Below are 22,813 nucleotides of genomic sequence, written 5' to 3' on the forward strand. Positions count from 1 at the left end.
CGCCATCGCGAGCAAGCTCGCTCCCACAATTCGATCCCGGTCGGTCACAATATTTGTGCACGACAAAGATCCACTGTGGGAGCGAGCTTGCTCGCGATGGGGCCAGTCAATTCACCGCAAAAAAACTCAACCCCGAACCAGACTGCGAACCGCCGAAATCTCCGGCACTTCCCGCCGGTTCATGTACACCCGCAACGGCTCGGTGATGTTGATCCGGTCATCGATATTCTGGTCCAGCAGCAACTGAATCAATTCGCGCTTTAGCGTCATGGTCTGCCCGGGACCAGTGACCCAGACAAATTCGCTGGTCGGGATGATGCCGTCGTCTGCCACGTCCATGCCGAACGAGTCTTCGCTGAAACGCACGATGTAGTGGCCGGTCTTGCGGTTGAGGCCGACGAAGCCTTTGAGTTGGTCGGCAGCCTGGCAGATGAGCTGGGAAGTGATGCGCATGGTAAACCCCGCAATGGTGATCGTTGGTTTGCACGCAGGGCCTGCGTTTCCCTCTGCCGGGGAATTGCAGGACCCCAGCGTACTGCAACCGGGCGCACAAAAACGCTGACGAACATCAGCTTTGGACAGGTTCGTGTCGGTCTCGCGATAGCGCCTGCAATGATCAGTTGTTAAAAGGGACGCCCCCTCATTGCGAAAGGATCTCGACCATGCCCGTAACCTTTACTAAAAGCGCCCTGTTACTGAGCCTGTTGCTCGGCCTGTGCGTCGGCCACGCACAGGCCGCCAGCGAACCCGGTCCCGCGGCACTGGCGACCCGCCTGGGCATTCCGCATCCAGCGGTGATCGCTCACCGTGGCGCGTCTTTCGATGCGCCGGAATCCACCGCCGCCGCCTACAAGACGGCCCGCGACCTGGGCGCCGACTACCTGGAAATGGACCTGCAGCGCAGTAAGGATGGCGTACTGTTTGCCCTGCACGACAATAATCTGCAACGCACCACCGACGTTGCCAGCAAATTCCCCGAGCGCAAGGACAGCCCGGCCAATGCGTTCACCATGGTCGAGCTGAAAACCCTGGATGCGGGCAGCTGGTTCAATGCCGCGTACCCGGATCGCGCACGTCCCGCCTTCGCGGGCCTGAAGATTCTGACCCTTGATGAAATCATCGACATCGCCGAGGGCAACTCCCTGCACAAGCCCGGCCTGTACATCGAGACCAAGGAGCCGAAGCAGTTTCCCGGCATCGAACACGACCTCAAGGAAAAACTTCAGGACCGCGGCTGGCTGAGCCCGACCGGTTCGAAACTGGCAAAAAGCGAGTTGGCGGTCGGCCAGGGCAAAGGCAAGGTGGTCCTGCAGACCTTCGAGAAGAGCAGCCTCGAACTGCTGCAAAAGGAAATGCCGAAGGTGCCGAAGATCCTGCTGTTGTGGGTCGGTGAAGGCAGTATCGAGCCCAAGTCCAAGGTGAAATTTGCCGAGTCCGGCGCCAGGGACAAGGCCGCGTACTACGCCGCACAGGAACCGAAGGACAAAGCCGAATTCCAGCGTTGGGTCGACTACGCGAAGGCCCAGGGCGCCATAGGCACCGGCCCGTCCGCCGCACTGACCCAGGGTGGCGACCAGAGTTATTCGGATCTGGTGCAACCGTGGATGAACCAGTACACCCACGATCAGGGCCTGCTGGTGCACGTCTACACCATCGACGAAGCGGTGGACTACCAGAAAGTCATGGACGCCGGAGTCGACGGCATCTTCACCAACCGCGCCAGCGAGTTGTTGAAGTTCTATAAACGCCCGGCGGCGAGTGTCGATCAAGTATTGAAGAACAACGGCTATTGAGCCCTGCCTGGCACGACACCGAGGTGCCTGCATCGCGAGCAGGCTCACTCCCACAGAGGGATTGATGCAGGACATGCAGAGGGTTTTAAGGGTGGATTAAGTTACACAGGCTAGCCTGATCTCACTTGAACGGATCACCCAAGGAAAGAAGCCCATGAAGACCCTGACTGCTTTGTTGACCGCTGCAACCCTGACCTTTGCCGCGGGCCTGGCCCAGGCCGATGTGCGGGTCGATGAGATCCCGCAACTGGTCAAGGACGGCAAGATCAAGGCGCTGGAAGATCTGAACAAGATCGCGCTGGATCTGCACCCGGGTGCAACGATCAACAAAACCGAACTGGACAACTACTTCAACGGTTACGAGTACGAAGTCGAACTGCGTGACGCCAAGAACGTCGAGTGGGATGTGGACATCGATGCTTCCAACGGCAAGGTCCTGAAGAACAAACAGGACACGTAATCGCGAAACGCACAAAAGCCGCACGATCGAGAAGTCGTGCGGCTTTTGTGCATTCTGGGTTCAAGCGCTCAGGCGCGCCGTCACCTCGTTCAACTGCCCCGACAAACCGTGCAGGTTGCTGCTGRCCGCTTCAGTGCGCTGCACGTTGTCCAGGTTGGTGCTGGCGATGCTGGTGATCTCGGTGAGGTTGCGCGAGATGTCTTCGGCCACCGAGGTCTGTTCTTCGGCGGCAGTGGCGATCTGGCGGTTCATGTCACGGATGGCCTCCACGGCCAGGGTGATGCGTTCGAGCATGGCGCCGGCCTCGGTCACTTGCTGCACGCTTTGTTCGCTGCGCGACTGACCGCTTTCAATCGCCTGGGCCGCTTCGATTGCACCGGTCTGCACGGTCTGGATGATCTGGTTGATCTCGATGATCGACGCCGCCGTGCGCTGGGCCAGGCTGCGCACTTCATCGGCCACCACCGCGAATCCGCGTCCGGCCTCACCGGCGCGGGCCGCTTCGATGGCGGCGTTGAGCGCCAGCAGGTTGGTCTGTTCGGCGATGCCGCGGATCACTTCCAGGACCTTGCCGATGCGCCCGCTGTCGGTTTCCAGTTGGCGAATGACCGTGGCGGTGTTGGCGATTTCACCGCGCATTTGGGTGATGGTGTGGATGGTGCCCTGCATGACTTTTTCGCCCTGTTGGGCGGACTGGTCGGCATCGTCGGCGGCCCGCGCCGCTTCAGCGGCATGACGGGCCACTTCCTGTGCGGTAGCGGACATTTCGTTCATCGCCGTGGCCACCTGATCGGTGCGATTGAACTGCTCGTTGGTACCGCCGGCCATCACGGTGGCGATCGAGTTCAACTCACCGCTGGCGCTGTCCAGGTCAGACGCGCTGCGCTGCAAACGGCTGAAGGTTTCGGCGAGGAAATCGCGCAGGGTGTTGGCGGCCATCGCCAGTTTGCCCAACTCGTCCTGACGGGTGCTGGCGACGCGCTCGGCAATACGCCCCTGGCTGAGCTGTGCCACGTATTCGATCAATTTGCGGATCGGCTCGACCAGGTTGCGGTTGACCAGCCACAGGCTCAGCAGGCCGATCAGCAGCCCCGAAACCAGCATCACGATAATTCCCAGCAACACCGTGCGATCGGCAGCGGCGCTGATTAGAGTCGATTGTTCGGCGCCCTGCTTGCGCAATTCGCTGACCAGTTCGCTCATCTGATCGCTGGCCGCGCGGTCCATGCCCTTGACCGCGGTGTCGCCCGCCGTCGGGTCACCACCGGCGGCCACGAACGCGTCCCGGCCCTTCTGATAGGCCGCGCCCAATTGGCGATGCTCGTCACGCAAGCGCTCGATGCGGCTCTTGAGCTGCGGCTCGATGCCCTTCTGCCCGGCCAGTTCGCCAAGGCTGTTTTGCACATCGCGCTGACGGTCTTCGAATTGCCCCCAGTACTTGCTCAGGTCCGCCGGTTGCTTGCCACGTAACAGGACGTTTTTCCACTCCTGCACCTGCACCTTGAATTGCAGGTTGGCTTCATCGATCAGTTGCGAGGTATGCAGCGGGCCCTCGATCAGATTGGCGTAGCTCTGCACGCCGCTGGACAGGAAGTGAAAGCACGCCAGGGCGATCAACAGCATCGCCAGCAGGCTGCCGCTCAGCAGCGCGAGAATTTGTGCTCTCAGGGACTTTTGCAAAAACATCGGAGGGTACTCATGACAGGAATGAGGCACGCCCGTAAAGGCGTGAAAAGTGTCCGGACATCCCTGTCTGCGGTCCCGGCCGATGGCCGGCGGCGCGCAACTCAACCCAAGCGTGATCGGCTAGCCAGAGCGGTTCTTGAGAAAATCCCGACCGCCGGTAGCGCAATCGTTTGCGTTATTTCCCCGTCACAAAAACGTCATCCCGCCTTGCGATGATGCCGCTCAAGTGAACCTGCGAAACCTGCGACAGGCGTCTCTCCTTGCGAGCCCTCATGAACCACAGCATCGATCACAGTCATCGCGACACGGATCTGTTCGGCCTGCTCTACGGTTTCAGCTTTCACCCCGGAGAGGCTGGCCGGGAAATCAATTCGGCCGAGGCCTTGCAGTACCTGCAACAACCGGAGAGCGACGAGCAATTTCTGTGGCTGCACCTGAACCTCGCCCATGCCGCGTGCGAGCGCTGGATGAAGAGTCATCTGGAATTGCCCGAGGAATTTTTCGAAGCGCTGCACGAAGGCTCACGCTCGACGCGCATCGAACATGTCGATTCGGCGTTGCTGGCGGTGGTCAACGACGTGGTGTTCAACCTCAGCAACATGGTCTCGTCGGACGTCTCGACGCTTTGGGTGTGCGCCCGCAGCCGGCTGATCATCAGCGCCCGCCTGCAACCGCTGCACTCGGTGGACAAACTGCGCTCGTCGGTGAAGGCCCGGGAATGCTTTCGCTCCCCGCTGGAGTTGCTGGTGCATTTGCTGCGCGACCAGGGTGAAGTGCTGACCCAGATCGTGCGCAAGACCAGCCAGAGCGTGGATCAGATCGAAGATGAATTGCTCTCTTCGCGGCTGTCGACCAACCGCGCCGAGCTGGGCGCCAATCGCCGGGTGCTGGTGCGTTTGCAACGGCTGCTGGCGCTGGAGCCAGGCTCCTTGCTGCGCCTGCTCAACCGGCCACCGCAATGGCTGCAAAAGGAAGACGTGAAGGAGCTGCGCAAATCCACCGAGGAGTTCGCGCTGATCATCAACGACCTCACGGCGCTGGGTGAGCGGATCAAGTTGTTGCAGGAAGAGATCGCCGCCAACATCAACGAACAGACCAACCGCACGCTGTTCACCCTGACGGTGGTGACGGTGCTGGCGCTGCCGATCAACATCATCGCCGGCTTCTTCGGCATGAACGTCGGCGGCATTCCGCTGGCCGGCGATCCGCAGGGTTTCTGGATCCTCGTGGCGCTGGTCGMGACCTTTACCGTGATCGCCGGGCGCTGGGCGTTTCGCAAGCAGCAGGATTATTGAACGCACCCGGCCCCCTGTGGGAGCGAGCTTGCTCCGGGCGGCGTTCCGACGATGACGTCGGCAAATCCAACATTGTTGTCGGCTGACACACCGCTATCGCGAGCAAGCTCGCTCCCACAGTTTTAAGCGCTCGACTTCAGATCAGCAGCCTGCGAAAAACCCAAACACTGACCCAAAGCAGTCTCCCTGTAACAATTGGCAACGATTATCACTGATACACCTCCCTCCTCAGGAATGTCCGTGATGGCTACGCCCTCCTTCACCGCCGCCCCGGCGCCCGCCAGTAGTGCCAAACCGCAATTCGACAAAAAGCCCGGCCTGATCACCATCGTGGTGTTTTTTGCCGTGCTGGCCATCGGCTTGTTGTTTACCGCCTACAGCCTGATGCACGACATGAACGAACTCGGCACGGTGGTGACCACCTGGACGCCGTTCCTGCTGCTCGGCGTGGCGTTGTTGATCGCCCTGGGCTTTGAGTTCGTCAACGGATTCCACGACACCGCCAACGCGGTGGCCACGGTGATCTACACCCACTCGCTGCCGCCGAACGTGGCGGTGGTCTGGTCCGGATTTTTCAACTTCCTCGGGGTGCTGCTGTCCAGCGGCGCGGTGGCGTTCGGCATCATCGCCCTGCTGCCGGTGGAGCTGATCCTGCAAGTCGGCTCGTCCGCCGGTTTCGCAATGATCTTCGCCCTGCTGATCGCTGCCATCCTGTGGAACCTCGGCACCTGGTGGCTGGGCCTGCCGGCGTCGTCATCGCACACCCTGATCGGTTCGATCATCGGGGTCGGCGTGGCCAACGCCCTGATGCACGGCCGCGACGGCACCAGTGGCGTGGACTGGGCGCAAGCCACCAAGATCGGTTACGCGCTACTGCTCTCGCCACTGGTCGGCTTCGGCTGCGCCGCGCTGCTGTTGCTGGCGCTGCGCGCGTTCGTCAAGAATCGTGCGCTGTACAAGGAGCCAAAGGGCGAGACCCCGCCGCCATGGTGGATTCGCGGCCTGTTGATCGTGACCTGCACCGGTGTGTCGTTTGCCCACGGTTCGAACGATGGCCAGAAAGGCATGGGCCTGATCATGCTGATTCTGGTGGGCACGCTGCCAATGGCTTACGCCTTGAACCGCACCATGCCGGCCGATCAAGCGTTGCAGTTCGCGGCGGTCGCCGAAGTCACCCAGCAAGCGTTGGTCAAAGCTGCTCCGCTGCCAGCGCCAGCCGACCCGCGCCCGGTGCTGTCCGAATATGTGCGCAGCAAGGAAGCGACCCCGCAACTGGTGCCGGCGCTGGCTGCGCTGACCGGCAGCATCGGTGCCCAGGTCAAGGGTTATGGCTCGCTGTCGAAAGTCCCGGCCGAGGCCGTGGGCAACGTGCGTAATGACATGTACCTGAGCAGCGAAACCATTCGCTTGATGGACAAGAACAAGGTCGGCAATTTCGACGCCGACACCAATGGCAAGCTGCAACTGTTCAAGCAACAGATCGACAACTCCACGCGGTTCATTCCGTTGTGGGTGAAGATCGCCGTGGCCATCGCCCTGGGCCTGGGCACCATGGTCGGCTGGAAGCGCATCGTGGTGACGGTCGGTGAGAAAATCGGCAAGACCCACCTGACCTACGCCCAGGGCGCCTCGGCAGAAACCGTGGCGATGCTGACCATCGGCGCCGCCGACATGTTCGGCCTGCCGGTGTCGACCACTCACGTGCTGTCCTCGGGCGTGGCCGGGACCATGGTTGCCAACGGTGGCGGCTTGCATATGAAGACCATCCGCAACCTGCTGATGGCCTGGGTGCTGACGTTGCCGGCGGCGATCCTGCTGTCGGGCAGCCTGTACTGGTTGTTCACCCAATTGTTCTGAATGTGGGGGCGGGTTTGCTCCCACAGGTAAAAAGTCCAGGGTCGCAGCCAAACATCCCGGCGGGTTTTCCCGTCGGGATTTTTTTCGTCCAGCGGCACGGCATTTGCTCGCATGCTCAAAGGCTTGCGCTTTATTGACGCACCACAGGTCCGACAGCCCTTCAGTTTGTCCGCGTGGTGCCGACTCATAAGAGACTCGATGTATTCAGGAGAGGAACCGTGAATCTGTACATCAATCAGCTGCAGCAGAAAGCTGACTTCAAAGAAGCCATTTATGCGGGCGATATTTTCCTGAACACGCAGTTACGCGCAGCCAAAGAACTTTGTGCTTTCGCGCAGCAAAGCATTACCGCCGCCTTCGACGGCGAAACCAACCACCAGGCGCTGCACACGCTGATGCCGGTGGAAGAGTTCGTGGTGCTGGTGACTCGCCTCAAGGGTCAGTTCACCAACAGCCTGCGGGCCAAGGAGCTGATCCGCAGCTTCACCGACGAAATCGGTGCCGCTCCCGAGGAATTCATTTTCGACRTACCGCGCATCCGTGTGGTGCCCAACTACGACTACCTGCATGCTGGCGTCAGCTACGCCTACAAGCCCCATCGCGATACCTGGTACGGCGGTGTCGACTGCCAGATCAATACCTGGATGCCGGTCTACACGATCCAGCCTGAGCAGACCATGATGATCAACCCGGCCTACTTCGACGTCCCGGTGAAAAACACCTCGGCGCAGTGGAGCCTGACTGACTGGATCGACGTGCAACGCCAGCGCGCCAGGGACAACGTCAAGGAAGAGGCGCGCCAACACCCGGTTCCTACCGAAGCGATCAACACCACCTCTGAACTGCGCATCGCCGGCAACACCGCCGAGATGCTGGTGTTCTCGGGTTCGCACCTGCACGGCACCGTGCCCAATTACACGCAACAAACCCGCTTCAGCGTGGACTTCCGCCTGATGCACCTCGATGATCTCAAGCACCACCGTGGCGCAATCAACGTCGACAGTGCCTGCCCTGACGTCGGTGCCGGTTTCAAAGATTATTTCCACGCCCACGACTTTTCGAATTTCCGAGGAATCCCGCAATGACCAAGCGTCGCATCACGCCCGCCGAGGCCCAGTACAACGAAACCCGTTCCAGCGTCCTGAAACGGGTCGATGCCGAGTACGTGGCCGACGCCCCGTTCGTCTTCGCCAACCGTATCGGCGTGACAGCTGCATTGTCGCGCATGGAACTGTTCAAGAAAGTCGCCGAAGTACCGGGCGCGATCATCGAGTGCGGCGTGTACAAGGGCAACTCGTTGATGCTCTACATGCACTTGTCGATGATTCTCGAGCCGTATGCGATCAACCGCTCGATCGTGGGCTTCGACACCTTCGAAGGCTTCCAGAGCATCGACAAGAAAGAAGACCCGGCCGACGTCAACGAGACCATGTTCGCCGACACCGACCAGTCGCTGATCCAGGACATGATCGACGCCAACGACCTGTTGCGCCCGGTCAACCGCATTCCGCGTTGCGAGCTGGTCAAGGGCGACATCGTCCAGACCGTGCCGGAGTGGGTCAAGACCCGTCCGGACCTGGTCGTGGCCATGCTGATCCTCGACACCGACCTGTACGAATCGACCAAAGTCGCGCTGGAGACCTTCCTGCCGTACATGCCCAAAGGCGCGATCGTGGTACTCGACGAAGTCGCCTACCGCAACTTCCCGGGCGAAACCAAAGCCCTGCGTGAAGTGCTCGACCTGAACAAGATCGAACTCAAGCGCCTGCCGTTCGATTCGTGCGTGGGTTACTTCCACGTCTGATCCAAAGACCTGGAAACTGGTACAAAAACCTGTGGGAGCGAGCCTGCTCGCGATAGCGGTCTGACATTCAGCATTGATGTTGTCTGACACGCCGGCATCGCGAGCAGGCTCGCTCCTACAAAAACCGGTTCAAACACGACTCAGCAAGCCCCGCGAGTCATCACCATCCGCTCCCGAACCACGTCATACACCCAGTGATAGATATAGGTGTACGGCAGGAAAAACAGCAGCACACCGAAATCCAGCAGGAACGCCTGCCACAGGCTGACATTCAGCCACCAGGCGATCAACGGCACGCCGAGGGCGACCAGACCGCCTTCGAACAACAGCGCATGCACCACGCGGACCCAGGCGTTGTGCACGATGGCCAGGCGCTTGAGCACCCGATCGAACATACCGTTGAACACCACGTTCCAGGCCAGGGCCAGTGCAGCCATGGCGATGGTCACAGCACCCATGTCCAGTATCGGTTTGTTCATGATCCAGGCCAGCAACGGGGTACAGATCAGGATGGCCAGCAGTTCGAAACCGATGGCTTGAAAAATACGTTCAGTAATGGACTTGTTGGCGCTCATGGCCGAACTCCCTTGAGTGACTGTGGTTGCCATGATCTGTCATCACACCGATACTTCATAACCAATAACCATCGATCAGGGCGATAGTTCATGGCTTCTCACGAAGTGTTGCTGGCGTTTGTCGAAGCGGCGACCCAGGGCTCATTTTCTGCCGCGGCACGCAAGCTGGGCCGCAGTCAGTCGACCATCAGCGCCGCAGTGGCCAGTCTGGAAATCGACCTGAACCTGACGCTGTTCGACCGCAGCAGCCGCAAACCCGGGCTGACCCCGGCCGGGCACGTCATGCTGCAACGGGCCGAAGACATCCTGGCCGCCACCAGTCGCCTGGAAATGACCGCCAGCCAACTGTCCCAAGGAGTGGAAGCAAAGCTGACGGTGGCACTGTCCGATACCTATCAGTCGGACCGCTTCGAAGCCGCCCTCAGTGCCTTCGAGCAGCGTTACCCGGACCTGGAGCTCGAATGCCTGATCGCCGAGTGCGATGACCTGATGTCCCTGGTGCAAAGCGGACGGGCGCACATTGCCTTCGCCGAAATGCAGGACAGCTACCCGCCGGACCTGGTCAGCTCGACGGTGGACGAGCGCACGGAAATCGCCTTGTTCGTGTCCCCGACACACCCGTTGGCGACGCTGGACCACGTCGACCGGGACGTACTGCAGCAACACCGCGAGCTGCGTCTGGCCACCATCATCAATCCCTATGAAAGTCGGGCGAAGGGCCGCGTCTGGTCGGCGCCGAGTTATCTGATGCTGCTGGAAATGGCCCAGGGCGGATTCGGCTGGGCACCGTTGCCCCGCTGGCTGGTCGAGCGGTTCGGGCCAGGCACCTTGCAGGAACTGGTGGTGCGCGGCTGGCCGAAAACGGTGTCGGTGGATGCGTTGTGGTCGCGGCTGAATCCGCCGGGGCCGGCGGGGAGCTGGTTGCTGGGCAAGATGCTGGAGTGAAGGTCCTTCGGCCCTTATCGCGAGCAGGCTCGCTCCTACAAGTTATTGTGTCGGTCACAAAATTTGTGTGCACCACCTATCACTGTAGGAGCGAGCCTGCTCGCGATGAGGCCAGAACGGCCGCATCAATCCAACGCCCTGAGCCGCTCTTCAATAAACCGCCGCTCCGGCTCTTGCCGGGTCAACGCCAGCGCCCGTTCCCACGCCGCCCGCGCCTCTTGCTTGCGACCCAGTTGCCGACAGAATTGCGCCCGCGCCGAATACGCCAGGTGGTAATCGAGCAACTCTCCCCGCTCCAGAATGGCGTCCACCAGCGTCAACCCCGCCAGCGGTCCATCACGTTTCGAAATAGCCGCCGCCCGATTCAGCTCGATCACCGGCGACGGCACCGCCCGCAGCAGCACGTCATACAGACCGACAATCTGCGGCCAATCGGTTTCCCCCGCCGTCGGCGCTTCGGCGTGCACCGCCGCGATGGCCGCTTGCAGGCAATAGGGTCCGAAGCGTCCCATGGTCAGTGCCTGTTCGATCAGCGTGCAGCCTTCAGTGATCAACCCGGCGTCCCACAGCGAACGGTCCTGCTCGTCCAGCACAATCAGCTCGCCGCTCGCCGAGGTCCTGGCCGGGCGTCGCGACTCGTGCAACAGCATCAACGCCAGCAAGCCCATGACCTCCGGCGCCGGCAGCAGTTCCACCAGCAACCGACCGAGACGGATCGCTTCTCTGGTCAAATCCTCGCGGATCAGTTCGGCTCCGATGGACGCCGAATAACCCTCGTTGAACACCAGATAAATCACCCGCAATACGCTGTCCAGACGCTCAGGCAACTCAGCCAGCGTCGGCACTTGATAAGGGATTTTCGCATCACGGATCTTCGCCTTGGCGCGCACGATGCGCTGGGCGATGGTGGCCGGGGCCGAGAGAAAGGCCCGGGCGATTTCTTCCGTGGTCAGGTCGCAGACTTCCCGCAGCGTCAGCGGCACTTGCGCGTCCGCCGCCAAGGCCGGGTGGCAGCAAGTGAAGATCAGCCGCAGGCGATCGTCTTCCACGTCTTCATCACTCCAGTCGGCCTGCTCCAGCGCCTCCAGTTGCGCGATCAGCAAGGGCTGCGAGGCGGTAAAGCGTGCGCGCCGACGCAAGGCATCGATGGCCTTGAAGCGCCCGGTGGACACCAGCCAGGCCCGTGGATTGTCCGGCACGCCGTCACGCTGCCAGCGTTCGACCGCGATGAAAAACGCCTCGTGCAAGGCTTCTTCGGCGAGGTCGAAATCCCCCAGCAAGCGAATCAGGGTCGCGAGAATGCGCCGCGACTCTTCACGATAGACCCGCTCGACCTGCGCCTGAACCGGCAGCCCCGGCATCTTAAGGATTCAACTGCCGAACGGGGCGCACTTCGACACTGCCGACCCGGGCCGCCGGAATGTTGCCCGCGACCTGAATGGCCTCGTTGAGGTCGCGGGCGTCGATCAGGTAGAAGCCGGCCAACTGCTCCTTGGTTTCGGCGAACGGGCCGTCGGTGATCGACATCTTGCCATTGCGCATGCGCACCGTGGTGGCGGTCTGCACCGACTCCAATGCCTCGGCGGCGACCATCCGGCCACTGCCCTGGATCGACTCGGCATAGGCCATGCACTCTTCGTCCTTCGGGCTTTCCGGTAGCGAATGCAGCAACTGCTCATCGCTGTAGACCAGGCATAGATACTTCATCACGCTCTCCTTATCGAACGATCAACTATGGTCGCTGATTGGCATTCTGGCTCGGCTTCCCGACGATCAGGGTTTGAGATCGAACAGCGTCGCGCCGCTGGTCATGTCGAACGGTGCCGACCAATGCTCGTGGACGATCTGCCACAGCCCGGCTTCTTGCCGATAGCAGGCGGTGACGCGCATCCAGCAGGACTGGGTTTCACCTTTTTCATTGGTGCCGCCGCAGTGGGCGAGCCAGTGAGCGAACGCAATTTCCTGGGACGGCTCGATGGTGATTTCGTGGAATTCGAAGATGTGCGGGCCGGGGCACATTTCCATGCAGGCCTGCCAATGCGCGCGATACGCCGGCTTGCCTTTGAATTGCAGGGCCTTGACCGCGTCGAAGGAGACGATGTCATCGGCATAAAGGGCCATGACTTTTTCAATGTCCTTGGCCATGACCGCCTGACGATAGTTCTCGATGAGGTTATGAMTCTGGGTTTGCGAGTTCATGGTGGTTCTCCGTGGTTTTTATAGTGAAGACACCCTTAGTCGTCCGGCGATCCGGCGAATCGACAAGTGAAATAAAAATAATTCAAACGGCCGGAATCGCTAGAATCCGAGGCTCTATTCATGCTGGAAAAGGACACACCCGTGACAGCCCGACTCGTGCCTTATGAAAGCCTGAATACGCAGCAGCGCCAACAGGTCGAGGCCATCGAAGTGCATCCGCAGCAAATCAGGTTTTCCGGTGATATCCACGGTGCCTTGCACACCTTGTTGTCCAAGCCCGGCCCGGGAGTCAAAGGATTTGCCCTGCTGGCCGAAGATATTCCCGTGGCCTTCCTGCTGCTCAAGCGCCCACCGGTGTTGCCGGCCTGGGCCGATGAGCACAGCGCCACCCTGCATGCCCTGCAAGTCGATCGACGCGCCCAGGGCAAAGGCTACGGCAAGGCCTGCCTGCAAGCGCTGCCCGAGGCCGCGCGCCTGGCCTGGCCGGAAATCCGGGGGCTGGAGTTGTCGGTGGATGCCGACAACGAGGCCGCCATCGCCCTGTACGCCAAGTTTGGCTTTGTCGACAGCGGCGAGGCGTACAAAGGCCGGATCGGTTATGAGCGGCGGATGGGGTTGGTGTTTTGACTGCGCGTTAGTTTTTTGCAGACATTCCTGACACAACACCGCCCCCTGTAGGAGCGAGCCTGCTCGCGAAGGTGTGTCAGCATAAGTGGTGTCGACTGACACTGGTGTCGACTGACACTCCATCGCGAGCAGGCTCGCTCCTACAGGGGATCTTCGTCGGATCAGAGTTCGAGCACCATCTCATGCCACGCCATGCCGCCATGGTCGGATGCCGAGGGTTTGACGTAGGCAAAACCAAATCCAGCGTACAACGGAATATGCCGCTCCTTGCACATCAGGTTGATGCTGACCTTGCCCATCGCGCGCATGCGCTCGATGAACTCAGCCATCAGCCGTTTGGCCAGGCCTAGCCCCTGATAATCCGGGTGCACCACCACCGACATGATCACCACGTGCGGCCCGGCCGGGTCGTGGCCGATCAGTTCCTTGAACGCTTCGTCCGACATTTCCACCTGGAACGCCGCACCGGAATTGATGAAACCGGCGACTGCCCCGTCCACTTGCGCGACGATAAAACCCTCGGGCCAGGTGGCGATGCGGGTGGCGATCTTCTCGCGGGTCGCGGCTTCGTCGCCTTCATAGGCAAGGGTTTCGATGGCAAAGCAGCGATCCAGGTCAGCAGGCGTGACGTGGCGGATGACGGTGTTCATGGCAGCTCGGAATCAGCGTGGGAAAGGCTGGGGATGATAAATCAGCCGCTGTGGGACATCGAGAGGCGAATCGTCCGGTCCGCCTCTCGATGTACGTGTCACGCCTTGATCGGCATCCAGATTTCCAGCTTTCCGGTGTGYAGGTTCGGGTTGAAGTCTTCGCTGTAGCGTTCGAATTCCGGGGCGTCCAGCGCCTGGTGTCCGGACTGTGGCAGCCAGGTGTCGAAGATGTAGCGAAAGGTCTGCGGCAAGGTATCCAGCGACCCCTTGTGCTCGAACACGGCGTAATACTGGGGTTGCACTTCAACCCAGCGATAGGTTTCCGGCAAATCGTCGAGTTTGCTGATCTCGACCCCTGCGATGTAATCGAAGCCGCCCTTGCCGTCGAAATTGCAGCAGACGCCGTAAGTGACTTCGCCTTTTTGGCCCGGAATCTGGCCCAGATGCGGATTGAATTTCTCCCAGAGCTCGGGAATGCCATGAACGGTTTGTTGGGTAAATGTTCCACCAAGCCCTGCAATCAGCAGGAAGTGCCCGTGTTCGAAGCGCGGTTGCGTCAGTTCGACGCGTGCTAACTCATCCATGACTCGACTCCTGACACATAAAATGGGTTCGGCTGGAAGTATAGAAGCCAAACCCGATTCGCCCAATTACAGCGCGTGCAATTGCTCGACAGCAGCGGCGCCAACGAACTCGTTGTAACCCGATAGAATCACGTAGACCGCGAAATAGCAGAAGATCGCCGCTGATGCCATGTAGGAATAACGCAGCAGCTTATCGCCCAGCAACTTGCCGCCATGGCTCGCGGCGAAGCACAAGCCTGCCGACCAGAGCAGCCCGGCACAGAGGAAACCGCCGAGAAACAGTGCCGAACTGAGCGGACCACCGCCACCGGAACGGGCGATCAGCGTGCCGCCGACTGCAGCGAACCAGAGAATCGCGCTGGGCGACGACATGGCGAGAAAGATCCCGCGGAAAAATTCCTTGCGGTGGGAGTTGTTCCCGACCTCCGCCGTCTCGGCCAGCAGCGCCTCGTGGTGAATCGCCGAATAGACCATCTTCGCTGCGAAGTACACCAGCAGCGCCGAACCGCCGATCCACAACACCCAACGCACGGTTTCGTATTGCAGCAACACGGTCATGCCGGCCAGCGCCAGCACCGCGTAGATCAAGTCGCCGACGCAGGTCCCGAGGCCCAGGGCAAAGCCCTGGAAATAGCCGCGCTGCATGGCCAGGGTGATCATCGCAATGTTGGCCACGCCGATATCCAGGCACAGCGAGAGGCTCAACAAGAAGCCGCTGGTAAATTCCATCGAACCCTATCCTTCGGAAAAATTTGTTTACATGGAGGCTGGACAGTCTGCCACAGCTGCCCGTACATTCCGCCACAGGCCACCGCAGTGGCCAGCGTCGCTCGGACGGTTCCGGGCGCTTACGTTATCCGAGGCAACAATGGCCGAACAAGGTTCGCCGCGCCGCTTTGCGCGCATAGATCGACTCCCCCCTTACGTTTTCAACATCACCGCCGAGCTGAAGATGGCCGCCCGTCGTCGTGGCGAAGACATCATCGACTTGAGCATGGGCAACCCCGACGGCGCCACGCCGCCGCACATCGTCGAAAAACTCGTGACGGTGGCCCAGCGCGAAGACACCCACGGCTACTCCACTTCCAAGGGTATTCCACGCCTGCGCCGGGCGATTTCCAACTGGTACAAGGATCGCTACGAGGTCGACATCGACCCGGAAAGCGAAGCCATCGTCACCATCGGCTCCAAGGAAGGCCTGGCGCACCTGATGCTGGCCACCCTGGATCAGGGCGACACCGTACTGGTGCCGAACCCGAGCTACCCGATTCACATCTACGGCGCGGTGATTGCCGGTGCCCAGGTGCGCTCGGTGCCGCTGGTGCCGGGCGTGGATTTCTTCGCTGAACTGGAGCGGGCGATTCGCGGCTCGATTCCGAAGCCGAAGATGATGATCCTCGGTTTCCCGTCCAACCCCACCGCGCAGTGCGTGGAGCTGGATTTCTTCGAGCGTGTCATTGCCCTCGCCAAGCAGTACGACGTGCTGGTGGTGCACGACCTGGCGTACGCCGACATCGTCTACGACGGCTGGAAAGCCCCGTCGATCATGCAGGTGCCGGGCGCCAAGGACATTGCGGTGGAATTTTTCACCCTATCCAAGAGCTACAACATGGCCGGCTGGCGCATTGGCTTCATGGTCGGCAACCCGGAACTGGTCAATGCCCTGGCGCGGATCAAGAGCTACCACGACTACGGCACCTTCACCCCGCTGCAAGTGGCGGCGATTGCTGCGCTGGAAGGCGATCAGCAATGCGTGCGCGACATCGCCGAGCAGTATCGGCAACGGCGCAACGTGCTGGTCAAAGGCCTGCATGAGCTGGGCTGGATGGTGGAAAACCCGAAAGCGTCGATGTACGTCTGGGCGAAGATTCCCGAGACTTATGCGCACCTGGGCTCGCTGGAGTTTGCCAAGAAACTGCTGTCCGAGGCCAAGGTGTGTGTCTCRCCGGGCGTCGGGTTTGGCGAGTACGGCGATGACCACGTGCGCTTTGCCCTGATCGAAAACCAGGACCGGATTCGTCAGGCCGTACGCGGGATTCGCGGGATGTTCCGGGCGGATGGGTTGGCACCGAAAACCAACGCCTGACAAAAAAACTGTGGCAACAACATTCCTGTGGCGAGGGGGCTTGCCCCCGTTGGGCCGCGAAGCGGCCCCAAAACCAGTCACCGCAGATCTTCAGATAGAACGCATTGACCGGATTTACGTCTGCTTCGCAGACGAACGGGGGCAAGCCCCCTCGCCACAAAGAGTGCGTAGCCACAAATCTTCACCCACAAAAAAACCGCATCGCTGCGGTTTTTTTGTGCCTGTCGAATCGCTTAAACGAACAACGACAACAACAGGATAAAGCCCAGGCCCACCACCGACAGGATGGTCTCCATCGCGGTCCAGGTCTTGAAGGTTTCGGCCACTGTCATGTTGAAGTACTGCTTGACCAGCCAGAAACCGGCGTCGTTGACGTGGGACAGGATCAGGGAACCTGCACCGGTGGCCAGCACCAGCAGTTCGCGGTTCACGCCCGGAATCATCCCCACCACCGGCACTACGATACCGGCACCGGTAATGGTCGCCACGGTCGCCGAACCGGTCGCGATACGAATCACCGCTGCCACCAGCCAGGCCAGCAGGATCGGTGAGATCTGTGCAGCCACCGCCATGTGACCGATCACATCACCTACACCGCTGGTTACCAGCATCTGCTTGAAGCCACCACCGGCACCGATGATCAGGATGATCGCGGCGGTCGGCGCAAGGCTCGCATCCAGCCATTTGAGCATCTGTTGCGAACCGATGCCCTGCTTGTAGCCGAAGGTGTACAGCGACAGCAGCAACGCCAGCAGGAGAGCCGAGATCGGGTGACCGATCAGGTCCATGAAGGTGCGGAAGAAGTTGCCGTCTGGCAGCACCACATCGGCAAAGGTCTTGAGCAACATCAGGAACACGGGCGACAGCACAGTGATCAGGGTAATGCCGAAGCTAGGCAGATCGCCTGCATTCTCATCGCGCACCAGTTGATCCACCAGTTCCTGATTCGGATGACCAGGAATGTGCTTGGCAATGAACGTACCGAAGATCGGGCCGGCAATAATGGCCGTCGGCAGCGCAACGATCAGGCCGTAAAGGATGGTTTTACCGATGTCGGCACCGAACACGCCGATGGCCAGCAACGGACCCGGKTGCGGCGGAACTAGACCATGCACGGCGGACAGACCGGCCAGCAGCGGGATACCGATCTTGATGATCGACACGCCGGTGCGCCGGGCAACGATGAACACCAGCGGGATCAGCAGCACGAAGCCGATCTCGAAGAACAGCGGAATACCGACCAGGAACGCGGCGAACATCATCGCCCACTGCACCTTGTCCTTGCCGAAGGCGCGAATCAGCGTCTGCGCAATCTGATCCGCACCACCCGATTCGGCCATCATTTTGCCGAGCATGGTGCCCAGCGCCAGGATGATGCCGACAAAACCAAGCACACCACCGAAGCCGTCCTGGAACGCCTTGATGATGGTGCCGATCGGCATGCCGGAGGTCAGCCCGAGGAAAGCGGCGGCAATGATCAGGGCAATGAACGGGTGCAATTTGAACTTGGTAATCAGAACGATAAGCCCGATCACCGTGACCACTGCATCGAGCAGCAGGAACGTCTCGTGGGACATGCCAAACATTAGGGGTGTCTCCTGGTTGTTGTTGTTATTAAAGCGGGTTAATCAGAAGCCGTGAGGACAGCGCTGTCTTTGGGAACACAGTCATACCGCCTGTTTCAGGCCGTTCGCCTGCCACCAGGCATGAGCCTGCGCCGCCAGTTGCTCGACACTATGGCTCGAAGCATCCAGCGCCAGGGTCAGCGGCTCGCCGACGGGCGATTCGAGGGTGGCGAACTGGCTGTCGATCAGGGTCGACGGCATGAAGTGGCCTGGCCGATGGGAGACGCGGTCGGCGGCCACTTCGGGGGTCAGTTCAAGGAACACGAAGCCCAGGCCCGGCAAGGCACTGCGCAAACGTTCGCGATAGATGTGCTTGAGCGCCGAACAGGTCAGCACCGGGCGCTGGCCCTTGGCGTCGACACGGCGCAGTTCATCGCACAGGCTGTCGAGCCAGCCGGCGCGGTCTTCGTCGTTCAGGGGGATCCCCGCGCTCATCTTTTCGATATTGGCGGCAGGGTGGAAAGAGTCGCCTTCAATGGCCGTGGCGCCGCTCAAATGGCACAGGGCCTCGCTGACGCACGTCTTGCCGCAACCGGCAACGCCCATGATGACCAGGGCGGTGATGGGATGATTCATGTAACACCTCAGCGCGCAGACAGCGCTACCTTTGCCAGTTATGACACCAGACCAAAAGCAGAAGTTGCCGACGCCTTTCTTGTCATTTTATGGGTTGCAGCAGGTTAGGTCCCGACACCAAAAAGCAAGGATCAGGCGAACCCTCGCTCACGCATTTGCAGCTGCATCGAGACAGCGCTACCTTAGTGCCTTGAATTTTGTTTGGCAAGCCGTCGATGAATCCAACTAAAAACGATAAAAATACCCGCACCACTGGCCGCCCTACCCTGAACGAAGTTGCCCGACTGGCCGGCGTCAGCCCGATCACCGCCTCCCGCGCCTTGCGGGGCGTCAGCACCGTGGCCACTGAACTTGTGGAAAAGGTGCAGAAAGCGGCGCTGGAACTCAACTATGTCGTCAACCCTGCGGCCCGTGCCCTGGCCTCGGCCCAGAGCCAGTCGGTGGTGGTGTTGGTGCCGTCGCTGTCGAACCTTTTGTTCATCGACACCCTGGAAGCCATTCATCAGGTTTTGCGCCCCAGGGGCTTCGAAGTGCTGATCGGCAACTTCCATTATTCGCGCGATGAAGAAGAAAACCTGCTGCGCAATTACATGGCCTATCAACCCCGCGGCTTGTTGCTGACGGGTTTCGACCGCACCGAAAGTTCGCGGCGGATGATCGAAGCCAGCAACATTCCGTGTGTGTACATGATGGAACTGGACAGTGCGGCCGGGCTCAATTGCGTTGGCTTTTCGCAACTGGCCGCCGGCGAAACGGCTGCCGAACACTTGCTGTCCCGTGGTCGCAAGCGTCTGGCCTACATCGGCGCGCAACTGGACCAGCGCACCTTGCTGCGCGGCGAAGGCTTCCGCAAAGCCCTGAAAAGGGCCGGTCTGTATGACCCGGACCTGGAAGTGCTGACACCCCGCTCATCCTCCGTCGGCCTCGGCGGCGAGTTGTTTCTGCAACTGCTGGCCAGTCATCCGGATGTCGACGCGATCTTCTTCGGCAACGACGACCTGGCCCAGGGCGCTTTGCTCGAAGCCATGCRCTGCGGAATCAAGATCCCCGAGCAAGTGGCGATCCTCGGCTTCAACGACTTGCCGATGTCGGCCCACATGGTCCCGCGCCTGAGCAGCATCAACACCCCACGCGAAGCCATCGGCCGCCGCGCGGCGGAACAAATGCTGACGCTGATGGCCGGCAATACCGTGGCCAAGCCGGTGCAGGACATGGGGTTTGAGTTGAAGGTGCGCGAAAGCACGTAGGCACGACACAAACCACTGTGGAGTGAGATTTTGTGGCGAGGGGGCTTGCCCCCGTTGGGTTGCGAAGCGACCCCAAAACAGACACTGCGGTCATACAGTTAAACCAAGTGAGCTGGATTACGACTGCTTCGCAGCCGAACGGGGCGGTGCGGCGTTCCGACAAGCCCCCTCGCCACAGATTCCGCGACTATTCCTGCGGATCGAGGTTATCCAGCACCCGGTTCACCGCCAGTTCGGCCAGCATGATGATCTGTGCAATCGCCAATGCCGTTTTGCGCTGACTTCCTTCCAGAAACGTAGCAAAGTCATTGGTCATCACACTCGCCGAGGCCAGTGATTCGCAGGCGTGCGCCAACAGGGTTTCGTTATTGATGCCGGGTGAGATGGAGAACATTGGGCTGGGATTGCGTGGGGGGTTCGGCGTGGGTTTGAACATGGCAATGCTCCTAGAGTGATGGAGCTGCCACGATTCGCTGCTAGACGAAAATAGGGTGGCAGCCGTGCGCGGGCTAGCAGACCAGGACTCTAGAACCCGGTAGACCCGAAGATCTTCCCACGCACAACCGCCATAACATGAACTGGCAGACATAAAAATACCTGCTCACGAATGGTGGACGTCATGCGTCTAAAGTATCCAGGCTGCTAGACCCGATCGCTGAATTTGCAGCGACGCGCAACGATAGAGTCCGGATACCAAGCGCACAAGCCGGCGGATTCTGGCGTAGTTGTAGGCAATGACGCAATAAATCGTAGGCAGTGGAAACCTGTTGAAACGCCTTTCCTACAGACCGCTCCTACAATTACATACACGCCATTCGCGAAGGAGTTGCTCAAATGGAACACCCCCTGAAGATTCTCGGCAAAACCTCGTCCATCAACGTCCGAAAAGTCCTGTGGACTTGCGAGGAACTGGGCATTGCCTACGAACGCGAGGACTGGGGCAGTGGCTTCGCGTCCACCCACAGCCCCGAGTTCCTGCGCTTCAATCCCAACGCTCAGGTGCCGGTGATCATCGATGAAGCCGGCGCGTTGTGGGAGTCCAATACCATCTGCCGCTATCTGGCCGGCAAACACCAACACCACCACGAGCTGCTGCCTGGCGAACCGGCCGCACGCGCCCGGGTGGAGCAGTGGATGGATTGGCAAGCCATCGAGCTCAATCCGTCCTGGACCTATGCGTTCATGGCACTGGTGCGCAAGGACCCGGAATTCCAGGACGCCCATCGCCTCGACGTCGGCATCCGCGGCTGGAACCAGAAAATGGGCATCCTCGAACATCAACTCGCGACCACCAAGGCGTATGTCGCCGGGCCAAGTTTTACTCTGGCCGACGTTGTCATCGGTTTGTCGGTCAATCGCTGGCTGATGACGCCGATCGACCGTCCTGACTACCCCGCCATCGATGAGTATTTCAAACGCCTGGCGCAACACCCCGGTTTCCTGAAGCATTGCTGCAACGGCTTACCCTGAATGGCCGCAGGTTGCCGCCTGGATCGCCATACAGCAAAGCCACTAGTCGGTCAGCATTGAGGACAAAATCGGTTCAGTTGCTTGCCAGGGGTTTGTGTCCATCGAGCATGTCCAGCAGCGCCTGCACCGCCGCCGACGGTGGTTTGTTCGCCGCGACCACCAAGGCAAACTCGCGGTCGATCCGCGGCAGCACCGGCACCACGCGCAAACCCTGCCGATTACCTGGCAGCGTCATTTCCGGCACCAGGCTCACGCCGATGTTTTCCCGCACCAGGGTGAACGCACTGCTCCATTCACGGACCTCGACGCGCACATCCTGCAGTTGCAGCCCCGCATTGGCAGCCAGGCTTCGCGCATTGGTCGAATAACCGCCCGTGGCCAGTACAAAAGGTTGCTTCGACAATTCGTCGAGGGAGACGCCCTCTTCATGAGTTCGCCGCGCCAGTGGATGGCCCCCGGGCAACACCGCCATCCAGGCATCGCGTCCCAAAGGACTGGCCTTGCGCCCGGGAGACGGATTGAGCACCACGCCGACATCCACCAGCCCCGCGCCGAGCAGGGTTTCCACTTCGTCATCGCTGACTTCCAGGGCGACCACCTCGATGCCGGGGTAAAGCCGGTTGAACTGACGTAGCAACGGCGGCAGAAACGTCGCCAGTACCATGGGGAAACTRGCCAGGCGAATCGTCCCGCGTTCAACACCTTTTGCGGCCTCGACGGTGCTGCGAATGGCCTGCAGCGCACCGAGCATGGTCCGTGCCTGCTCGATGACCGGCAGGCCGATGGCTGTCGGCAATGTCTGGCGGTTTTCCCGGGTGAACAATTGAACGCCCAGGGTTTCCTCGATCAAGGCCAGGGCCTGGCTGGCCCCTGACTGGGTCATGCCGACCCGTTCGGCAGCCCGGGTGATGTTGCCGGTATCCGCCACGGCCACYACCATTCGCCAGTGCATCAGGTTCATCATGGCAGTAGCGTTCCTTATGGCAGATTTCTGAAAGATTAATTTTACCGGGGGTACCGCGCACTATGACACTGGCGTAAACCCACAACCAGAGCCCGCCCCATGAAGCTGTATTACGCCCCCCAAGCCTGCTCGCTCGCGCCACATATCGTATTGCGCGAACTGGAACTGCCCTTCGAATTGATCCGTGTCGATAACGCCACCAGGAAAACCGCTGCTGGCGATGRTTTCCTGGCCATCAACCCCAAGGGCTACGTGGCCGCCTTGCAACTGGATAACGGCGAAGTGCTGACCGAAGGCCCGGCGATCCTGCAATACCTGGCTGATCTACATCCAGACGCGAAACTGGCTGCAGCCCTGGGGACATTTGAGC

The 22,813-nt window shown here is 60.5% G+C and carries 25 protein-coding genes; 12 read left to right on the forward strand and 13 right to left on the reverse strand.

The window, feature by feature from the left end:
* Positions 1 to 126: 126 nt before the first annotated feature.
* A complete protein-coding gene (locus ACXRVY_RS06980; protein WP_223459357.1) occupies positions 127 to 453 on the reverse strand; it encodes a DUF2025 family protein in 327 nt (108 codons plus the stop codon).
* A gap of 209 nt (positions 454 to 662) precedes the next feature.
* Here ACXRVY_RS06980 and ACXRVY_RS06985 point away from each other — a divergent pair, with 209 nt between their 5' ends.
* Together ACXRVY_RS06985 and ACXRVY_RS06990 are read left to right on the forward strand one after the other, a co-directional pair.
* The gene (locus ACXRVY_RS06985; protein WP_223459359.1) at positions 663 to 1,793 is read left to right on the forward strand and encodes a glycerophosphodiester phosphodiesterase; all 1,131 of its coding nucleotides are present in this window, start codon (positions 663 to 665) and stop codon (positions 1,791 to 1,793) included.
* Between the two features lie 154 nt (positions 1,794 to 1,947).
* Complete coding sequence (locus tag ACXRVY_RS06990; protein ID WP_223459361.1) at positions 1,948 to 2,253, forward strand: PepSY domain-containing protein; 306 nt, start codon at positions 1,948 to 1,950, stop codon at positions 2,251 to 2,253.
* 60 nt (positions 2,254 to 2,313) lie between these two features.
* Here ACXRVY_RS06990 and ACXRVY_RS06995 read toward each other — a convergent pair whose 3' ends face one another.
* Positions 2,314 to 3,939 carry a methyl-accepting chemotaxis protein gene (locus ACXRVY_RS06995; protein WP_458237160.1) on the reverse strand — a complete coding sequence of 542 codons (1,626 nt, stop codon included), beginning with the start codon at positions 3,937 to 3,939 and terminating at the stop codon, positions 2,314 to 2,316.
* A gap of 272 nt (positions 3,940 to 4,211) precedes the next feature.
* Between ACXRVY_RS06995 and ACXRVY_RS07000 the strand changes: the two genes are divergently transcribed.
* The 4 genes from ACXRVY_RS07000 (at position 4,212) to ACXRVY_RS07015 (ending at position 8,895) form a co-directional block, all read left to right on the forward strand.
* On the forward strand, positions 4,212 to 5,234 hold the full coding sequence (locus tag ACXRVY_RS07000) for a transporter (protein WP_458237161.1): 1,023 nt from the start codon (positions 4,212 to 4,214) through the stop codon (positions 5,232 to 5,234).
* 243 nt (positions 5,235 to 5,477) lie between these two features.
* Positions 5,478 to 7,091: an inorganic phosphate transporter gene (locus tag ACXRVY_RS07005; RefSeq protein WP_223459367.1), complete on the forward strand. Its 1,614-nt coding sequence runs from the start codon at positions 5,478 to 5,480 to the stop codon at positions 7,089 to 7,091.
* 218 nt (positions 7,092 to 7,309) lie between these two features.
* A complete protein-coding gene (locus ACXRVY_RS07010; RefSeq protein WP_458237162.1) occupies positions 7,310 to 8,176 on the forward strand; it encodes a hypothetical protein in 867 nt (288 codons plus the stop codon).
* Positions 8,173 to 8,895: a TylF/MycF/NovP-related O-methyltransferase gene (locus ACXRVY_RS07015; RefSeq protein WP_223459371.1), complete on the forward strand. Its 723-nt coding sequence runs from the start codon at positions 8,173 to 8,175 to the stop codon at positions 8,893 to 8,895. The genes ACXRVY_RS07010 and ACXRVY_RS07015 overlap by 4 nt, the downstream gene beginning before the upstream one ends.
* Before the next feature lie 140 nt (positions 8,896 to 9,035).
* On the opposite strand, the gene ACXRVY_RS07020 is transcribed toward ACXRVY_RS07015, so the two are convergent.
* Positions 9,036 to 9,470 carry a multidrug/biocide efflux PACE transporter gene (locus tag ACXRVY_RS07020; protein WP_223459373.1) on the reverse strand — a complete coding sequence of 145 codons (435 nt, stop codon included), beginning with the start codon at positions 9,468 to 9,470 and terminating at the stop codon, positions 9,036 to 9,038.
* Positions 9,471 to 9,560: 90 nt separating this feature from the next.
* On the opposite strand from ACXRVY_RS07020, the gene ACXRVY_RS07025 reads away from it, so the two are divergent.
* Complete coding sequence (locus tag ACXRVY_RS07025) at positions 9,561 to 10,415, forward strand: LysR family transcriptional regulator (RefSeq protein WP_223459375.1); 855 nt, start codon at positions 9,561 to 9,563, stop codon at positions 10,413 to 10,415.
* Positions 10,416 to 10,540: 125 nt separating this feature from the next.
* On the opposite strand, the gene ACXRVY_RS07030 is transcribed toward ACXRVY_RS07025, so the two are convergent.
* The 3 genes from ACXRVY_RS07030 to ACXRVY_RS07040 all read right to left on the reverse strand — a co-directional run bounded on the left by ACXRVY_RS07030 (position 10,541) and on the right by ACXRVY_RS07040 (position 12,614).
* Positions 10,541 to 11,776 (reverse strand): RNA polymerase sigma factor, encoded by a 1,236-nt coding sequence (locus ACXRVY_RS07030; RefSeq protein ID WP_223459377.1) that lies wholly within the window; start codon positions 11,774 to 11,776, stop codon positions 10,541 to 10,543.
* A gap of 1 nt (position 11,777) precedes the next feature.
* Entirely contained in the window at positions 11,778 to 12,122 is a 345-nt protein-coding gene (locus ACXRVY_RS07035) for a YciI family protein (RefSeq protein ID WP_108215161.1), read from the reverse strand.
* 66 nt (positions 12,123 to 12,188) lie between these two features.
* On the reverse strand, positions 12,189 to 12,614 hold the full coding sequence (locus ACXRVY_RS07040; RefSeq protein ID WP_458237163.1) for a YybH family protein: 426 nt from the start codon (positions 12,612 to 12,614) through the stop codon (positions 12,189 to 12,191).
* 141 nt (positions 12,615 to 12,755) lie between these two features.
* Here ACXRVY_RS07040 and ACXRVY_RS07045 point away from each other — a divergent pair, with 141 nt between their 5' ends.
* Complete coding sequence (locus ACXRVY_RS07045) at positions 12,756 to 13,241, forward strand: GNAT family N-acetyltransferase (protein WP_223459382.1); 486 nt, start codon at positions 12,756 to 12,758, stop codon at positions 13,239 to 13,241.
* Between the two features lie 161 nt (positions 13,242 to 13,402).
* On the opposite strand, the gene ACXRVY_RS07050 is transcribed toward ACXRVY_RS07045, so the two are convergent.
* From ACXRVY_RS07050 to ACXRVY_RS07060, 3 genes are all read right to left on the reverse strand, one after another.
* On the reverse strand, positions 13,403 to 13,891 hold the full coding sequence (locus ACXRVY_RS07050) for a GNAT family N-acetyltransferase (RefSeq protein WP_223459384.1): 489 nt from the start codon (positions 13,889 to 13,891) through the stop codon (positions 13,403 to 13,405).
* Positions 13,892 to 13,989: 98 nt separating this feature from the next.
* Entirely contained in the window at positions 13,990 to 14,475 is a 486-nt protein-coding gene (locus tag ACXRVY_RS07055) for a GyrI-like domain-containing protein (protein WP_223459386.1), read from the reverse strand.
* Positions 14,476 to 14,541: 66 nt separating this feature from the next.
* On the reverse strand, positions 14,542 to 15,204 hold the full coding sequence (locus tag ACXRVY_RS07060) for a LysE family translocator (protein WP_223459387.1): 663 nt from the start codon (positions 15,202 to 15,204) through the stop codon (positions 14,542 to 14,544).
* A gap of 139 nt (positions 15,205 to 15,343) precedes the next feature.
* Between ACXRVY_RS07060 and alaC the strand changes: the two genes are divergently transcribed.
* Positions 15,344 to 16,561: an alanine transaminase gene (gene alaC / locus ACXRVY_RS07065; protein ID WP_223459390.1), complete on the forward strand. Its 1,218-nt coding sequence runs from the start codon at positions 15,344 to 15,346 to the stop codon at positions 16,559 to 16,561.
* A gap of 233 nt (positions 16,562 to 16,794) precedes the next feature.
* Here alaC and ACXRVY_RS07070 read toward each other — a convergent pair whose 3' ends face one another.
* Both ACXRVY_RS07070 and ACXRVY_RS07075 read right to left on the reverse strand, forming a co-directional pair.
* Positions 16,795 to 18,147, reverse strand: coding sequence for a GntT/GntP/DsdX family permease (locus ACXRVY_RS07070; protein ID WP_458237164.1), 1,353 nt, complete (start codon positions 18,145 to 18,147; stop codon positions 16,795 to 16,797).
* 81 nt (positions 18,148 to 18,228) lie between these two features.
* On the reverse strand, positions 18,229 to 18,762 hold the full coding sequence (locus ACXRVY_RS07075; protein ID WP_223459394.1) for a gluconokinase: 534 nt from the start codon (positions 18,760 to 18,762) through the stop codon (positions 18,229 to 18,231).
* A gap of 215 nt (positions 18,763 to 18,977) precedes the next feature.
* Between ACXRVY_RS07075 and gntR the strand changes: the two genes are divergently transcribed.
* Positions 18,978 to 20,009 carry an HTH-type transcriptional regulator GntR gene (gntR, locus tag ACXRVY_RS07080; protein ID WP_458237165.1) on the forward strand — a complete coding sequence of 344 codons (1,032 nt, stop codon included), beginning with the start codon at positions 18,978 to 18,980 and terminating at the stop codon, positions 20,007 to 20,009.
* A 187-nt stretch (positions 20,010 to 20,196) separates the two neighbouring features.
* Here the strand turns inward: gntR and ACXRVY_RS07085 are convergent, their stop codons facing one another.
* Positions 20,197 to 20,445, reverse strand: coding sequence for a DUF6124 family protein (locus tag ACXRVY_RS07085; protein ID WP_223459399.1), 249 nt, complete (start codon positions 20,443 to 20,445; stop codon positions 20,197 to 20,199).
* Positions 20,446 to 20,843: 398 nt separating this feature from the next.
* Here ACXRVY_RS07085 and ACXRVY_RS07090 point away from each other — a divergent pair, with 398 nt between their 5' ends.
* Positions 20,844 to 21,479, forward strand: a complete 636-nt coding sequence (locus ACXRVY_RS07090; RefSeq protein ID WP_223459401.1) for a glutathione S-transferase family protein — start codon at positions 20,844 to 20,846, stop codon at positions 21,477 to 21,479.
* A gap of 73 nt (positions 21,480 to 21,552) precedes the next feature.
* Here ACXRVY_RS07090 and ACXRVY_RS07095 read toward each other — a convergent pair whose 3' ends face one another.
* Entirely contained in the window at positions 21,553 to 22,443 is an 891-nt protein-coding gene (locus ACXRVY_RS07095; RefSeq protein ID WP_223459403.1) for a LysR family transcriptional regulator, read from the reverse strand.
* Between the two features lie 99 nt (positions 22,444 to 22,542).
* Here ACXRVY_RS07095 and ACXRVY_RS07100 point away from each other — a divergent pair.
* The coding region (locus ACXRVY_RS07100; RefSeq protein WP_458237166.1) for a glutathione S-transferase N-terminal domain-containing protein at positions 22,543 to 22,813 on the forward strand (271 nt) is incomplete at its 3' end.

This window comes from Pseudomonas sp. P5_A2_2 (assembly GCF_054177685.1).

Excerpts from the sequence above, each read along its gene's own strand:
- ACXRVY_RS07020 (WP_223459373.1), bottom strand. The coding sequence starts at position 9,470 with ATGAGCGCCAACAAGTCCATTACTGAACGTATTTTTCAAGCCATCGGT.
- ACXRVY_RS06980 (WP_223459357.1), bottom strand. The coding sequence starts at position 453 with ATGCGCATCACTTCCCAGCTCATCTGCCAGGCTGCCGACCAACTCAAA.
- ACXRVY_RS07005 (WP_223459367.1), top strand. The coding sequence starts at position 5,478 with ATGGCTACGCCCTCCTTCACCGCCGCCCCGGCGCCCGCCAGTAGTGCC.
- ACXRVY_RS07025 (WP_223459375.1), top strand. The coding sequence starts at position 9,561 with ATGGCTTCTCACGAAGTGTTGCTGGCGTTTGTCGAAGCGGCGACCCAG.
- ACXRVY_RS07085 (WP_223459399.1), bottom strand. The coding sequence starts at position 20,445 with ATGTTCAAACCCACGCCGAACCCCCCACGCAATCCCAGCCCAATGTTC.
- ACXRVY_RS07035 (WP_108215161.1), bottom strand. The coding sequence starts at position 12,122 with ATGAAGTATCTATGCCTGGTCTACAGCGATGAGCAGTTGCTGCATTCG.
- ACXRVY_RS07015 (WP_223459371.1), top strand. The coding sequence starts at position 8,173 with ATGACCAAGCGTCGCATCACGCCCGCCGAGGCCCAGTACAACGAAACC.
- ACXRVY_RS07075 (WP_223459394.1), bottom strand. The coding sequence starts at position 18,762 with ATGAATCATCCCATCACCGCCCTGGTCATCATGGGCGTTGCCGGTTGC.
- ACXRVY_RS07050 (WP_223459384.1), bottom strand. The coding sequence starts at position 13,891 with ATGAACACCGTCATCCGCCACGTCACGCCTGCTGACCTGGATCGCTGC.
- ACXRVY_RS06985 (WP_223459359.1), top strand. The coding sequence starts at position 663 with ATGCCCGTAACCTTTACTAAAAGCGCCCTGTTACTGAGCCTGTTGCTC.
- ACXRVY_RS07030 (WP_223459377.1), bottom strand. The coding sequence starts at position 11,776 with ATGCCGGGGCTGCCGGTTCAGGCGCAGGTCGAGCGGGTCTATCGTGAA.
- ACXRVY_RS07090 (WP_223459401.1), top strand. The coding sequence starts at position 20,844 with ATGGAACACCCCCTGAAGATTCTCGGCAAAACCTCGTCCATCAACGTC.
- ACXRVY_RS07060 (WP_223459387.1), bottom strand. The coding sequence starts at position 15,204 with ATGGAATTTACCAGCGGCTTCTTGTTGAGCCTCTCGCTGTGCCTGGAT.
- ACXRVY_RS06990 (WP_223459361.1), top strand. The coding sequence starts at position 1,948 with ATGAAGACCCTGACTGCTTTGTTGACCGCTGCAACCCTGACCTTTGCC.